Origin of the sequence: Aerococcus viridans (genome assembly GCF_001543285.1) — a bacterium.
Classification (GTDB): Bacteria; Bacillota; Bacilli; order Lactobacillales; family Aerococcaceae; genus Aerococcus; species Aerococcus viridans.
Map to the genome: position 1 here is coordinate 1,247,579 of NZ_CP014164.1, position 13,284 is coordinate 1,260,862.

At 38.4% G+C, this 13,284-nt stretch carries 15 protein-coding genes and 1 tRNA gene; all 16 read right to left on the reverse strand.

Going from position 1 to position 13,284, the window contains the following annotated elements; all coding sequences use genetic code 11:
- Positions 1-373: 373 nt before the first annotated feature.
- Positions 374-447: transfer RNA gene (locus AWM76_RS05960), tRNA-Arg, on the reverse strand.
- Positions 448-516: 69 nt separating this feature from the next.
- Positions 517-1,749, reverse strand: a complete 1,233-nt coding sequence (gene hflX / locus AWM76_RS05965) for a GTPase HflX (protein ID WP_004262313.1) — start codon at positions 1,747-1,749, stop codon at positions 517-519.
- A 29-nt stretch (positions 1,750-1,778) separates the two neighbouring features.
- Positions 1,779-2,729, reverse strand: coding sequence for a tRNA (adenosine(37)-N6)-dimethylallyltransferase MiaA (gene miaA, locus AWM76_RS05970; RefSeq protein WP_004262316.1), 951 nt, complete (start codon positions 2,727-2,729; stop codon positions 1,779-1,781).
- A 19-nt stretch (positions 2,730-2,748) separates the two neighbouring features.
- Positions 2,749-4,443: a DNA repair protein RecN gene (recN, locus tag AWM76_RS05975; RefSeq protein ID WP_004262319.1), complete on the reverse strand. Its 1,695-nt coding sequence runs from the start codon at positions 4,441-4,443 to the stop codon at positions 2,749-2,751.
- Positions 4,444-4,482: 39 nt separating this feature from the next.
- Positions 4,483-5,298 (reverse strand): TlyA family RNA methyltransferase, encoded by an 816-nt coding sequence (locus tag AWM76_RS05980; RefSeq protein WP_004262322.1) that lies wholly within the window; start codon positions 5,296-5,298, stop codon positions 4,483-4,485.
- Between the two features lie 20 nt (positions 5,299-5,318).
- Positions 5,319-6,212 (reverse strand): polyprenyl synthetase family protein, encoded by an 894-nt coding sequence (locus AWM76_RS05985; protein WP_004262325.1) that lies wholly within the window; start codon positions 6,210-6,212, stop codon positions 5,319-5,321.
- Positions 6,212-6,457: an exodeoxyribonuclease VII small subunit gene (locus AWM76_RS05990; RefSeq protein ID WP_004262328.1), complete on the reverse strand. Its 246-nt coding sequence runs from the start codon at positions 6,455-6,457 to the stop codon at positions 6,212-6,214. Before AWM76_RS05990 ends, AWM76_RS05985 begins: the two co-directional genes overlap by 1 nt.
- Positions 6,458-7,819, reverse strand: a complete 1,362-nt coding sequence (gene xseA, locus AWM76_RS05995; protein ID WP_004262331.1) for an exodeoxyribonuclease VII large subunit — start codon at positions 7,817-7,819, stop codon at positions 6,458-6,460.
- Positions 7,812-8,663 (reverse strand): bifunctional 5,10-methylenetetrahydrofolate dehydrogenase/5,10-methenyltetrahydrofolate cyclohydrolase, encoded by an 852-nt coding sequence (locus AWM76_RS06000; RefSeq protein WP_004262332.1) that lies wholly within the window; start codon positions 8,661-8,663, stop codon positions 7,812-7,814. The genes xseA and AWM76_RS06000 overlap by 8 nt, the downstream gene beginning before the upstream one ends.
- 277 nt (positions 8,664-8,940) lie before the next feature.
- The gene (gene nusB, locus AWM76_RS06005; protein ID WP_003142386.1) at positions 8,941-9,594 is read right to left on the reverse strand and encodes a transcription antitermination factor NusB; all 654 of its coding nucleotides are present in this window, start codon (positions 9,592-9,594) and stop codon (positions 8,941-8,943) included.
- Positions 9,595-9,615: 21 nt separating this feature from the next.
- Positions 9,616-9,990 (reverse strand): Asp23/Gls24 family envelope stress response protein, encoded by a 375-nt coding sequence (locus AWM76_RS06010; RefSeq protein ID WP_003142387.1) that lies wholly within the window; start codon positions 9,988-9,990, stop codon positions 9,616-9,618.
- 23 nt (positions 9,991-10,013) lie between these two features.
- Positions 10,014-10,574, reverse strand: a complete 561-nt coding sequence (gene efp / locus AWM76_RS06015) for an elongation factor P (protein ID WP_003142390.1) — start codon at positions 10,572-10,574, stop codon at positions 10,014-10,016.
- A gap of 99 nt (positions 10,575-10,673) precedes the next feature.
- On the reverse strand, positions 10,674-11,753 hold the full coding sequence (locus AWM76_RS06020) for a M24 family metallopeptidase (RefSeq protein ID WP_106427298.1): 1,080 nt from the start codon (positions 11,751-11,753) through the stop codon (positions 10,674-10,676).
- 158 nt (positions 11,754-11,911) lie between these two features.
- Positions 11,912-12,535, reverse strand: coding sequence for a hypothetical protein (locus tag AWM76_RS06025; protein ID WP_003142393.1), 624 nt, complete (start codon positions 12,533-12,535; stop codon positions 11,912-11,914).
- Between the two features lie 2 nt (positions 12,536-12,537).
- Positions 12,538-12,945, reverse strand: coding sequence for a hypothetical protein (locus AWM76_RS06030; protein WP_235585545.1), 408 nt, complete (start codon positions 12,943-12,945; stop codon positions 12,538-12,540).
- 73 nt (positions 12,946-13,018) lie between these two features.
- On the reverse strand, positions 13,019-13,273 hold the full coding sequence (locus tag AWM76_RS06035) for a hypothetical protein (protein WP_235585479.1): 255 nt from the start codon (positions 13,271-13,273) through the stop codon (positions 13,019-13,021).
- Positions 13,274-13,284 lie beyond the last annotated feature (11 nt).

Here is a 13,284-nt window from a genome sequence, read left to right on the forward strand (position 1 = left end):
TTTCTACATACCTATTATCAGTTGACTAATAAATAATTGAGAATTTGATTGCTACGAACTTGATAGTAATGTGTTATTGATATCATAATGAGATTATTTACCATTATGGACACTGTGATTAGCGGAAATAATAAGAGTATCCAAGAGAAAAAAGGCAAAAGTACTAACAAGGTCAAATATCAAAAAATAGAGGAAGCCATTTTCCAAGCTATATTAAATATTTATGCTCATGTAACTAAAAATGAACATAAATACACCTTTAAAAAAATTTAATTCATGCATTTTTAGCCCCACTAGTTGGTAAAAAAAGTTTTCAACAAAAAACCACTATACACCAACACTTAAATGTTGATATATAGCGGTTTTCACTTAATGTTAAGAGTGGGATTCGAACCCACGACCTACGGTTTAGAAGACCGTTGCTCTATCCAGCTGAGCTATCCTAACAAAAGTCGTCATGTTTAGATGACAACTATTAAATATTATACCAAGATAGCAATATCTGTCAAGTGCATTTTACTCAGACTTAGGCAATTGTAAATATTTGGGTTTAAATAAATGCAATTCGTATTGCTGAGACACTTCGTCAAATTCCATCTTTTCAAAATAAATATGATCTTGCAGTCCCAACCAATTACCGATTTGACTCGGTGAAACAGCAATTTCAACTTCATCATATTGGTCTTTCAATTCATTGACGATGGCTGCTAACAGTTCTTCAATGCTTTCTTCAGACTTGGCACTAATCTGCACGTTTGGCTGATTAAAGGCCAAGATCGCCTGGTTGGTATTTGCCACTTTATCCATCTTGTTATAAACAAATAAATGTGGGATATCCAGCATGTCTAATTGCTTCAAGGTATCTAGGACGACCGCTTCCTGTTCGCTTGCATACGGTGATGACGCGTCGATCACAATCAACATCAAATCCACCTGACGACTTTCTTCCAAGGTTGAATGGAATGAATCGATAATTTGTGGTGGTAAATCTTGTATAAATCCTACCGTATCCGTAATGGACATTTGGAAATGATTGTTGAGTGAAAATACCCGTGTTAGGGGTGTTAAGGTGGCGAATAATTGGTTTTCTTCCAAGGTATCCGCTTGGGACAAGGCGTTTGTAATTGTTGACTTGCCTGCATTGGTATAGCCAATTAAGCCCAATTGGAAAATGGCGCCCTTTTCCCGGTTCTCACGAGTCCGACTACGGTGCTTCTCTACTTCTTTCAACTCACCCTTGATGCGTTGAATCTCGTTACGAAGAACCCGACGGTCTTGCTCAATTTTCGTTTCACCAGGACCTCTCGTCCCAATCCCCCCACCAAGTCTAGATAGGGCATTATAATTACCTGCTAAACGCGGTAATAGGTATTCGTTCTGTGCTAAGGCAACCTGTAATTTACCTTCTTTTGATGTTGCCCGCATAGCGAAAATATCCAAAATTAATTGAATTCGGTCAATCACTGGAAAATCTACTGCTTGTTGTAGGTTGTTATTTTGTGATGGCGTTAATTGCTGATAGAAAATAATTAAATCAGCTTCATTTGCATCTGCATGCATGGCCAATTCTTCTACTTTCCCCTTACCAATTAGGGTTCTGGCGTCAAATCTTTCCCGTTTTTGTGAAACGAGCCCAACCACTTCTCCCCCTGCCGTATTCACTAACTCCTCTAACTCTTCAATTTGCATATCAAATTGTCGGTCACTGGTGTCAGGTGTCTGAACTGCTGCTAATAAAACTTTTTGCATACTTCCTCCTTCTGAACCGAAAATCTAAATTAAGGCAAACTAGTCGCTTTCAAAAAATCTTCTGCTAGCTTTAATACCTGCTGCAAATTCTCAGGATGCGTCACTAAATCTAGCCAATGCGCATCTGTTAATCGATTTCTGATCCATGTTATTTGTCGTTTGGCATACCGTCTTGAATTTTGCTTTAAATCTTCTAGCGCTAATTCAAGTGGCATTTCACCTCGAATATAAGGGAATAATTCCTTATAGCCGATAGCTTTCATTGATTGTTGATCCTCAGCTAATTTTTGTGCCAACAACCATTTCGTTTCTTCAATAAGCCCTTGGTTGACCATATCATCGACCCGCATATTGATTCTTTCGTATAAGACTTGTCGGTCCGTATTTAAAGCGATAATCAACAAATCATAAGGCGACACATGATTTGCATGCGTTTCCGATTGGTCTGAAAACAGCCGGTCCGAAAAAGTCCCAACTTCTAAAGCCCGAATGACTCTACGTAAATTATTGGGGTGAATTTGGTCTGCTGCTTTAGGGTCTAAGTCAACCAATTTCCGGTAGACTGCTTCATTTCCTTCCATTTGCGCCAACATTTCCATTTGCGCACGAAATTCAGGATGTTCCAAATCTTTACCACCTAAGGTTAAGTCATATATAAAGGATTCTAGGTATAAACCCGTTCCCCCAACTAATATAGGGACTTTTCCTTTTGCCAAAATCGCCTCCATAGCCGACGTAGCGTCCTCTTTAAAGCGGGAAACTGAATATTCTTCGTCCACTCTAACATAGGAAACTAAATGATGCACTGCCACAGCTTGCTCACTTTCAGTCGGGGTCGCCGTTCCAATATTTAAATTTTGGTAGATTTGCATGGAATCACCGTTAATAATTTCACCATTAAATGCTGTGGCTAATTTTAAAGATAAACTGGTCTTACCTACACCCGTAGGCCCAGCTATTACTATCATCTTAGGCTTCATCCACCCACTCCTCCTGTTATTAGCGAAGGTTCGCTTTAAATTGTCGGTCCTCTTCAATTTGTTCAGCCGCTGCTTGCTTTGCAACTGTCGTAATATTAGACCCCGTCAGCATTCTTGCGACTTCGTCTATCCGCTCTTCATTTGTTAGTAATCGTACATTTGTGTAGGTACGGTTGCTGTTTTCATCTTTAGAGATGAACAATTGGTGGTCTGCCATCGAGGCTACTTGCGGTAAATGCGTAATACATAATACCTGAGCCTTAAGGGCAATTTCAAACATTTTGGTTGCAATAGCCTGAGCCACACGTCCAGATACCCCCGTATCCACCTCATCAAAGATAATTGCTGTCACCCCTGATGCATTTTGGAAAATAGTTTTCATTGCTAACATCAACCGAGATAACTCCCCGCCTGATGCGACCTTAACAAGCGGCTTAAATGGCTCACCAAGGTTAGTGGCGATCATAAAGGCGACATCATCAATCCCATATGGTCCTAATTCATCCAGGGTTAACATATCCACGCGGAATTTGGCTTTCTCCATATAGAGCGCCTGCATCTGTCCTTCAATGGACGTCACTAAACCTGCTGTTGCAGATTTTCTACTTTTAGATAAATCTTCTGCTAATGCTAATGCATTTGCTTGCGCTTTTTTCACTGCATCCTTTAATTTTTGTTGATTCGACTCACGGTTTTCAATTTGCTTCAACTCTTCTTTCGCCTTATCCAGATAGATTAGCACGGCTTCAGTATCGTCCCCATATTTACGAGTCAGATTTTTATATACCGCTAATCGTTCAATAATGTCATCCAAACGATTCGGATCATAATGCAGTTGCTCTACCTGGTCTGAAATACTTGAGGCTAAATCCTGTAAGGCATAATAAGTTCCCGTTGTTTGTTCGTAAAATTCACTATAGGTCGTGTCAAAGGCACGTATGGTCTCAAGTTCACCAATAACCTGACCGACTAAATCGATAATATTCAAATCAGCATTAGACAGCAAATTATTGCTGGCACCTAAGGCATCAGCAATTTTTTGAAAGTTTTGTAATTGATCACGTTCACTAATTAAAGCTTGGTATTCACCCACTTGTAAATTCGCCGATTCAATTTCATTGATTTGGAATTTTAATAAATCAACGCGTTGGGCAGCTTCCTGCTCGTTTAGATTTTGACTATCCAATTGCTTTTTCGCAGTTTGATAAGTTACATAAGCTTCTTGGTAGCTAGCTAGTTTAGGAGCAATTTCATGCTTAGCAAAATGGTCTAGCAAATGAATATGATTGCTTGTGTTCATTAAAGACTGGTGCTCATTTTGCCCATGGATATCTACAATGTGCGTACCTAAAGCTTTGAGCATGCTAACAGTCATGGATACACCATTAACTTTGATTGTATTTTTCCCATTGATATCTAACTGACGGACAATCATTAATTGGGCATCATCGAAAGGAATATCATTATCGGCCAACATATTGCGGCCTTCTTCGGATAAATCAGGCATGTAAAAGATCCCTCGAAGGTCAAATTTCTCGCTACCATAGCGAATGAAATCTGTTGACCCACGACCACCAACTAACAAGCCCACAGCATCAATAATAATGGACTTCCCGGCACCTGTTTCACCCGTTAGGACAGTCATGCCTGAATCAAAATCGATTGTTAAATCTTCTATAATTGCAAAATTTTTAATTGTAAGATGCTGAAGCATTTACATCTCTCCCCTTGTCTAACCCTATAGATACCCTCGTTAATGAAACACTGAATGTGCCTCTTCGATGACCGCATCAATATCAATCGCGGTATCAATTTGGCCAGGCTCACCTTCTGTATTCGTTAATAGCATTAAAAACTCAATATTCCCAGTACCACCAGTAATCGGTGAATAAGTTAAATCTGTAACATCGTAACCAAGACCGATGGCTGTTTGCATGGTATGTTCAATCACATCTCTATGGACTTTCTTATCCCGAACGATTCCTTTTTTACCGACTTTGTCTTTACCAGCTTCAAACTGTGGTTTCACTAATGCAGCCACTTGCCCACCGATTTTAAGAATTGGACGTAAAGGTGGTAAAATCAAATCTAAAGAGATGAAGGATACGTCAATTGTTGCGATATCTGGTTGACCGGCTACAAAGTCTTCAGGCTTCGAATAGCGGAAATTTGTTTGCTCCATCACCACAACCCTGTCATCAGAACGTAATTTCCAGTCTAGCTGATTGGTCCCCACATCCAGTGCGTAGGACATACTAGCACCATTTTGCAAGGCAACATCTGTAAATCCACCAGTTGAAGAGCCAATGTCTAGCACTTTCTTCCCGGTAAAGTCGATGTCAAAAGACTCCATGGCTTTAACTAATTTGAAACCACCACGAGATACAAAAGGCACATCTTCCCCTTTTAAAGTCAATTGCGTCGTTACCGGTAACTTTTCACCTGGTTTATCTACCCGTAAGGCTTTTTCAGTATAAATTTGTCCAGCCATAATAAAACGTTTGGCCTTTTCACGCGAATCCGCTAATCCCTGGCGAACGACTAAAATATCCGCTCTTTCTTTCTCCATTAATTCACCCCTTTTTTCAATTAAATTTTTAAGTATTTCAAGAAGCCAGCTAATAATTCCACGTCAAATGCTGGTTGAATTGTTTGAATTTGATCTAATAAACTTTTACATGAATCTATTTTATCAGACAAAGCGCTTAAGGCACCATTAGTACCCATTATTGACGGGTAAGTATTTTTATCAAGCTCTGCATCTGAATGGTTCAATTTACCTCGTGCTTCATCCGTCCACATCACTTCTTGTAAGTCATTTTGGATTTGGTAAGCAATCCCGTATGCCCAAGCGAAGTCATCTAATAAGGTAGCAACTTCACTAGAAGCTTGCGCAATTTGTCCTCCTGCAAAAACAGCATAGCGGATTAATTCACCAGTTTTGTGTTTGTGGATGTCTTGTAGTGTTCGCAAATTGATTTGCTTGCCTTCTGAATCAACATCCAGTATTTGCCCGGCAATCATACCGTTAGATCCGGCTGCTTTTGACAATTCCGCAATTAAATTTACTTTCGTTTGCATATTTTGGATTTTAGAGTCATTTGCAATTAAAGCAAATGAATCTGTTAGCAATGAGTCACCAGCAAGGATAGCTGTCGCTTCATCAAAGGCTTTATGGTTAGTCAGCTTACCCCGGCGGTAATCATCATTGTCCATTGCTGGTAGATCATCGTGAATTAAAGAATATGTATGGATATACTCTAAGGCAACAGCAGTATTCAAGCCAATTTGAATGTCAACGTTCAGCGCTTTTAAAGTAGCCAATAATAACATTGGTCGGATGCGTTTGCCACCCGTATTTAATGAATAAACCATTGACTCTTTTAATTGACCAGGTTGGGCGTGACCGAATTGGTCAACAGACTTCAGAATAGCTTCGTCTAAGACTGGTAATTGGTTTTCCATAAAAATAGTTGCATCCATTACTGGTCACCTTGACTCAATGGTTCTTCAAATACTTCTAATTGACCATTTTCTGTCATCAATTTTGTCATTGTTTCTTCAGCGTTTTCTAAAGTTTGGCTGCAATATTTGCTTAAAATCATGCCGTCTTGAAAAGCATCCATTGATTCTTCTAATTTGATATCGCCAGATTGTAATTGATTGACAATTGCTTCTAATTTTTCTAACGCCTCTTCAAACGATAGTTTTGAGGTATCGATAGCCATTTATGATTCTCCTTTTATTTTAGAAAATTGTTTCTTGTCTGTTCCAGTAATTTGTGCGGTAATACGGCCATCAGCTAATTGAATGGCTAATGGATCACCAATATCCACTTTTGTGATGGAATCTACCGGTTCTTGTTTACTTGTCACATAAGCAAAACCTTTACTCATCCGTTTTAGGGGTGATAAAAGATCCAGTTGGGACATCGCTTTTTGCAATTGATATTCCTTAGACCTTACCTGTTGGCTCTGGCTATTAATTAATTGGTGTTGCATATACTGTAATTTTGTCTGGTAATTGACTAATGTAATTGCAGGTGATGCTTGGTTTAGCCTTTGGTCTAAGTGCTGTACACCAACTTTTTGTGCTTTTAAGTAGCTTTCTTGCGACTGAATCAATCGTGCCTGTAGGTTTTTTAATTTTAATTGGTGCCCTTCATATAGTCGCAACGGTTGGCGGAAAATATAGGCGTTTTGATATTCTAATAATCGCTGTTTTAAATATTGTATACGATTAACCTGCGCTCGATATAGTCGTGCCTGCAATTCTTGAATGCGAATCAACTCTTCTGACAAGACAGGTGTAGCAATTTCTGCAGCAGCTGTTGGCGTCGCTGCTCTTTGATCGCTGACAAAGTCAACGAGGGTGGTATCTGTTTCATGACCGACTGAGGAAATAATAGGGATATCCATTTTCCGGACGGCACGAACGACCTTCTCCTCGTTGAATGGCCACAAGTCTTCAATAGATCCACCACCGCGGCCGATAATCACTGTATCATAATCACCGTGTGCGGACACTCGTTCTAAATTCTTCACCAATTCGTCGGCAGCGTACTTGCCTTGTACTGCGGTTGGGTACAAGGTCAATTGCACAACTGGGTACCGACGCTTAACAGTTGTAATGATATCTCTAATTACAGCGCCTGATGGCGAAGTAATGACTGCAATATTTTTGGGAAATCTTGGAACCGGCTTCGGATCAAACTGAAAAAGGCCTTCTTCAGTTAACTGTTTCTTTAATTGCTCATAGCGCTGGTAAAGAGCACCTACACCATCTGGCTCAAGGTGGTCAATATACAACTGATAACGACCAGTCGCATTAAAAACACCGATACGGCCAATTGCTAAGACTTTCATCCCATCTTCTAAATCAAATTTCAGCTGGTTAAAAGCATTGGCAAACATAACCCCAGATAATACCGCATGGTCATCTTTCAAGGAAAAGTATTGATGTTTAGCGCGTTTTCTATAATTTGATACTTCACCCGTTACATAGACTTGGTGTAAATAAGGGTCCTTTTCAAATTTGGTGGCAATATATTGCGTCAACTGGCTAACAGTTAAATAATTCTTATCAGACAATACCTGTCACTTCCTCTAATCTATCAATCATCTGTTTAAATACCATTAATTTGGTGACTGGCCCAACACCACCTGGTACTGGTGTAATGGCATGGGTTTTCTCTGCGACATTTTCAAAGTCTACGTCACCAGTAACTTTACCATTTTCATCATATGTAGTCCCAATATCAATCACTGTCGTGCCTGGTGAAACCATATCTTCTGTTAAGAAGTTCGGAATACCAACGGCAACACAGATAATATCAGCAGACCGCGTTAATTCTGCCATATTTTCCGTTTGACTGTGGGCAATCGTTACAGTAGCCCCACGTTGTAACATCAATTCTGCTAGTGGTTTTCCAACGATTGTAGACCGGCCAATCATCACAGCACGTTTACCTCTAAAAGTCGTATTTACTTCGTCCATCAAGGTGATTGCTGAAAGTGGTGTATTCGGTACCCGGCTTTGATTACCAGCTAATAGGTTCCCTAAATGTACAGGGTGAATGGCATCTAAATCTTTATCCGGATCAATCGCAATATTAATTTTTTGTACGTCAATTTGTTTTGGTAAAGGCATTTCAATCATGATACCTTGTACTGTTTTATCTTCATTATATTGTTGGATAACCGCCAACAATTCTTCTGTTGTTGTATTACTTGGGCAAGAAATTAATTCGTTTGCCACGCCGATTTTGTCAGCAAATCTAGTTTTAGTTCGTGCATATGATGCACTCGCTTCATCATCACCACAAAGAATAATGACTATTTTAGGGTGAATGCCTTTATCTTTTAATTCACTTACTCTTTGTTTCAATAACTCAGTTTGAACTTTAACATATTCTTTGGAACAAATTTCTATCATAATTGCCCACCTTATCCATAATGTAATGTAACAAGTATATCGAAAGTTGAGCCATAATAACAGTCTTGTAGTGGCAATATCATTAAATTATACCTATGAACATTTAAAAAAGAGGCTGGGACAAAACTACTTTTGCGAAAAAAGTAGTCCCACTTTCGTTTATTTTTATAAAGATATAGAAAAATACACTCCCACTACTGAACAAAAAAGTTCATAGTTTTGGGAGTGTATTTTTTGAGAGACCTTTTGTCCCAGTCTCCTCTTGCACACAAAACGATTATTCAGCTGACTGTTCACTGTCTAAGTCTGTTTCGCCCTCTTCAATAGTATCAATATCAACAGTTTCTACTGGTTTAACATCGCCATTCGCGTTGGCTTTTAATTCAGCTAAGACGTTTGATAAGATCCCGTTAATAAATTTACGCGCACGGTCATCCGAATATAATTTAGCTAATTCAATCGCTTCATTAACTGCTACTACACGAGGAACCGTTTCTTCATCGGTAAATAGTAATTCGAACACAGCTACTCGTAGAATTTGTAGATTCACTAATTCTAGTCGTTGCACTGACCAATTACCATGGATATGGTTATCGATCATTTGGTCAATCTCAAAGCGATTCGCTTTAACACCTTCTACTAATGTACGTAAATAAGCGGGAACAGTCACATCTTCAGTAACATCCGGTAATTTATCAAAATGATTTTTAGCTGAAAAATTCTCAATACTATCTTTCAACTTGATTGCATGATTTTCATACTCAATAAATTCTTCTTCAGTTAATTCCTCAAAATTTACCTTTTGACCCAATTTCCTGTGGTTTTGTAGGATATGATTGAAAGCACTTTCCAAAGAAAGTTGTGGATTGAACTCTTGCTCATAAGATATTAATACAGCGAGTTCTCTAATTTGTGATAACCCTAATTTCATACTTGTTCCCCTTAATACGATTTATTTACTTGCTTTTTCCATATACAAGTTTGTTACATGAACGTTTACGACATCAATCGTAATATCTGTCATGTACTTGACTTGGTCAATTACCTGTGATTGAATATTTTGTGCAACTGCAATTACCGCAGTTCCAAAATATAATTCTACAGACATATCTAATACCATTTCATTTCGATCATTTTGATAAAGAATTACTCCGGCATCGCGTTGGAAAACATCTTGAATTGTCTTGTTAGCACGTTTAATCGCTCGAACACCTTTGCTTTGCAAGGCAGTCGCTGCAGCAATATTTTCGATTACTTGAGGAGCAATTTCAATTGCACCGGTAGCTTGCACTTGATTATGCTTATATGCTTCAATTTTATCAGCCATTGTCGTTCACTCCTTATCTCAAATTACGCGCGTGAAATGTACTCTCCACCGTTAGAAGTATTGATTACTAATTTGTCACCAGCGTTAACAAAGAATGGAACGTTAACAACTACACCTGTTTCCATAGTAGCAGGTTTAGAACCACCTGAAGCAGTATCACCTTTGATACCAGGTTCTGTTTCTTTAACAACTAATTCAACTGTCTTAGGTAATTCAACACCTAATACCTCAGCACCAAAAGTGATGATTTTAACTTCCATGTTTTCTAACATGAATTTTAATTCGTCTTGGATTTGGTTTGCTGGAATTTCAGTTTGTTCATACGTTTCATTATCCATGAAGACGTGAGTATCGCCATCAGCGTATAAGTATTGCATGTCACGGTTTTCGATATGAGCAGTTTCTACTTTTTCACCTGCACGCCAAGTCTTATCTAATAATGCACCTGTACGTAAGTTTTTTAATTTCGAACGCACGAAAGCAGACCCTTTACCTGGTTTAACGTGTTGGAATTCTACAACACGGTATAAGTTACCATTATCTTGAATAGTTAAGCCTGTTTTAAAATCGTTTGTTGTAATCATATTTACATCTCCTAAAAAAATTTAATCATACCAAAATTATAACACATTAAAATGCATCCTGGCTCAAAAAGTCGGATGCATTCAATCATCTACGTAAAATTACACGATAATCAAGTGACGAGGAGCATGTGTCAGAACTTTATTCCCATCTTCTGTCAAAATGATGTCATCTTCAATACGAACCCCACCAATACCCTCTAAGTAGATGCCTGGTTCATTTGTAATAACAGTGTACTCTTTTAGTGGTTGTTTATTATGCATACTTGCATTTGGTGACTCATGAATATCTAAACCAATAGAATGTCCAAGTGAGTGTCCAAAGTCATCCCCATAACCATGGCTAGCAATAAAATCACGTGCAATAGCATCCATTTCTTCACCAGTCATGCCAGCTTTCGCTTGCTCATTCACCAGCTGGTTTGCTTGGAAAACAACATCATAGATTTCTTTCATCTTACTTGATGGTTCTCCAACAGCGATAGTCCTTGTGATGTCAGAAACATACCCCTTATAGTAGCAACCATAGTCCATAGTCACGATATCGCCTGCTTCAATCACTTTATCAGAGGCCACGCCATGTGGCATAGCAGAACGATAACCTGATGCAACAATTGTTTCAAAAGAAACACCACTTGCCCCTTGGCTTCTCATAAAGAAATCTAATTCATTTGCAACTTGGATTTCAGTCATACCGACTTGAATAAAGCCTAAGATATGCTCGAAAGCTGCATCTGCAATTTCACATGCTCGTTGAATTGTCGTAATTTCTTCTTGGTCTTTGGTTTGACGTAAGGCTTCAATCATTCCAGATGCTGGGATTAAGCGAGCAGAAACGATATCTTCTAACTCATCAAATTTAGCAACTGTCATATATTCTTCTTCATAACCAAGTTGACCTAGATTTTCGTTAACCACTACGGATTGAACGAATCGCAATGGACTAGTATGCGCTGCAGATCCGCCAGCAATGATAATTTCATAGCCAGCACACTGTGCTTTCGCTTGTTCCCGATATCTAAAATCTGTGATGAAGTACGCATTATTTGCTGTAATTAATGCTGTACCACTTGTGCCAGTAAAACCAGAAATATATCTTAAATTAAATGGGTCAGTGACATAGTATGCATTAATACCTTCAGCTGCCATGCTTTCTTGCAAAGCACTTATTCTCTTTTCCAAACTTTTCACCTCATATTGACTAATCTATCTCTCTAAATAGAGTCACTTTTTATAGCCCAATTAGTATAGCATATATCAGTTTTCAATGAAACTTAGCTTTATCCATAGTGCTCTTTATCAACATTCTTGCTCACTTTTTACCCATTACCCACAGCTACTTACTCCCGAGTTCTTTGATCATAAGGGACATTATTATATTTATATTGCCGTCCGTTTTCTACAATGAATACAGTCGTTTTAAAGACCTTATTTTTTAATTCAACTGACACATGTCCCTGGTTAAAGGTCATAGTCCAATTGCCATCTGTCCATGGTATTGACGTTTGAGTGGCAGCCGCTACTTCTTTTACTTGATCTGAAGTTGCTGAATTAACAGCTGCTTCTTTATTTTCTATATCCTCTTGATTGCTCGATCCAGCGGTAGCATCTGGCTGAATCTCTGAAACACTAGCTTGATCAGGATTATTTATGATTACACTGCTTTCATCCGGCAAAGGTTTTACCTCACTTTCTTCTTTAGAATGGGATGTATCCAATTCTTTACTATCTGACGGCTCTGACGGTTGATCCTTTGAACTTATTTGGTTAGTCACTACTTTCTTCTTCTCAGCGATCACTTTCTCAACCGCCAGGCGAGACATGATTTGTGCTTGATAGGATATTTTAATTTCTTCATTCATTTTAACTTGGCTACTGTACATATTTAAGTTAACTAAATAGATGAAGGTTAGAATCGACATATACATTAATGCGGTAAATAAGACAAAACCACTTTTCTTCATTATTATTTACCTTTCTTTACTAAAGGTAAAAGGATTTTATAATCCTTACCATCGAATAGCCTCACTTTAAACAGGAAGTTCCCATTATCTAATTCTTGAATCGCGAGACCTGTAGCGTTTGGAATTTGTGGCTCGTATCCTCCGTTTAAAGAATATCTAATCCAGGAGTTTCCATTGCTATCTTTATAATACCGGTAAATACCGACCTTATTATTTTCTTTGAGAGAAAGGGTATCTGCAGTATATCTAACTAGTTCCGTTTGTGTATGATCTGTCAAAAATTGGTTGGAGAAGATATCAAAGTCATCGTAGGCCATTACTTCATATCTGTTATATATATTCATCTCTGTTCCCATCACAGCCAAAAAGGTAATTTGAATTAGGGCATAGAAAAATAGTCCGTAAATCATTTCCAATAAGGTAAATCCTGATCTTGTATTAATCATATTTGACATAGTTAGATTTAACTTTCGCCTATTTAATTTATTCTTGAATCTTAAATTCTGTGAAATGACCATCCCGTTGATCCTCCAATTTGCCTTCTTCCAGATTAATTTCTATCCCTTCATGTATGCTTGCCCCAAATTGAACAGCATTTAATTGATGAAACTGTTCACGGCTTTGACTTAAGGCCCTTTCACTTCGCCTTAGGTTTTCAAGTTGCATCTGCTGGTTTATGACAAGGAGGTAGACCATAGCCCCTATTAAGGACAGTCCAATAATAGATTCGATGAACATAAACCCTTGTT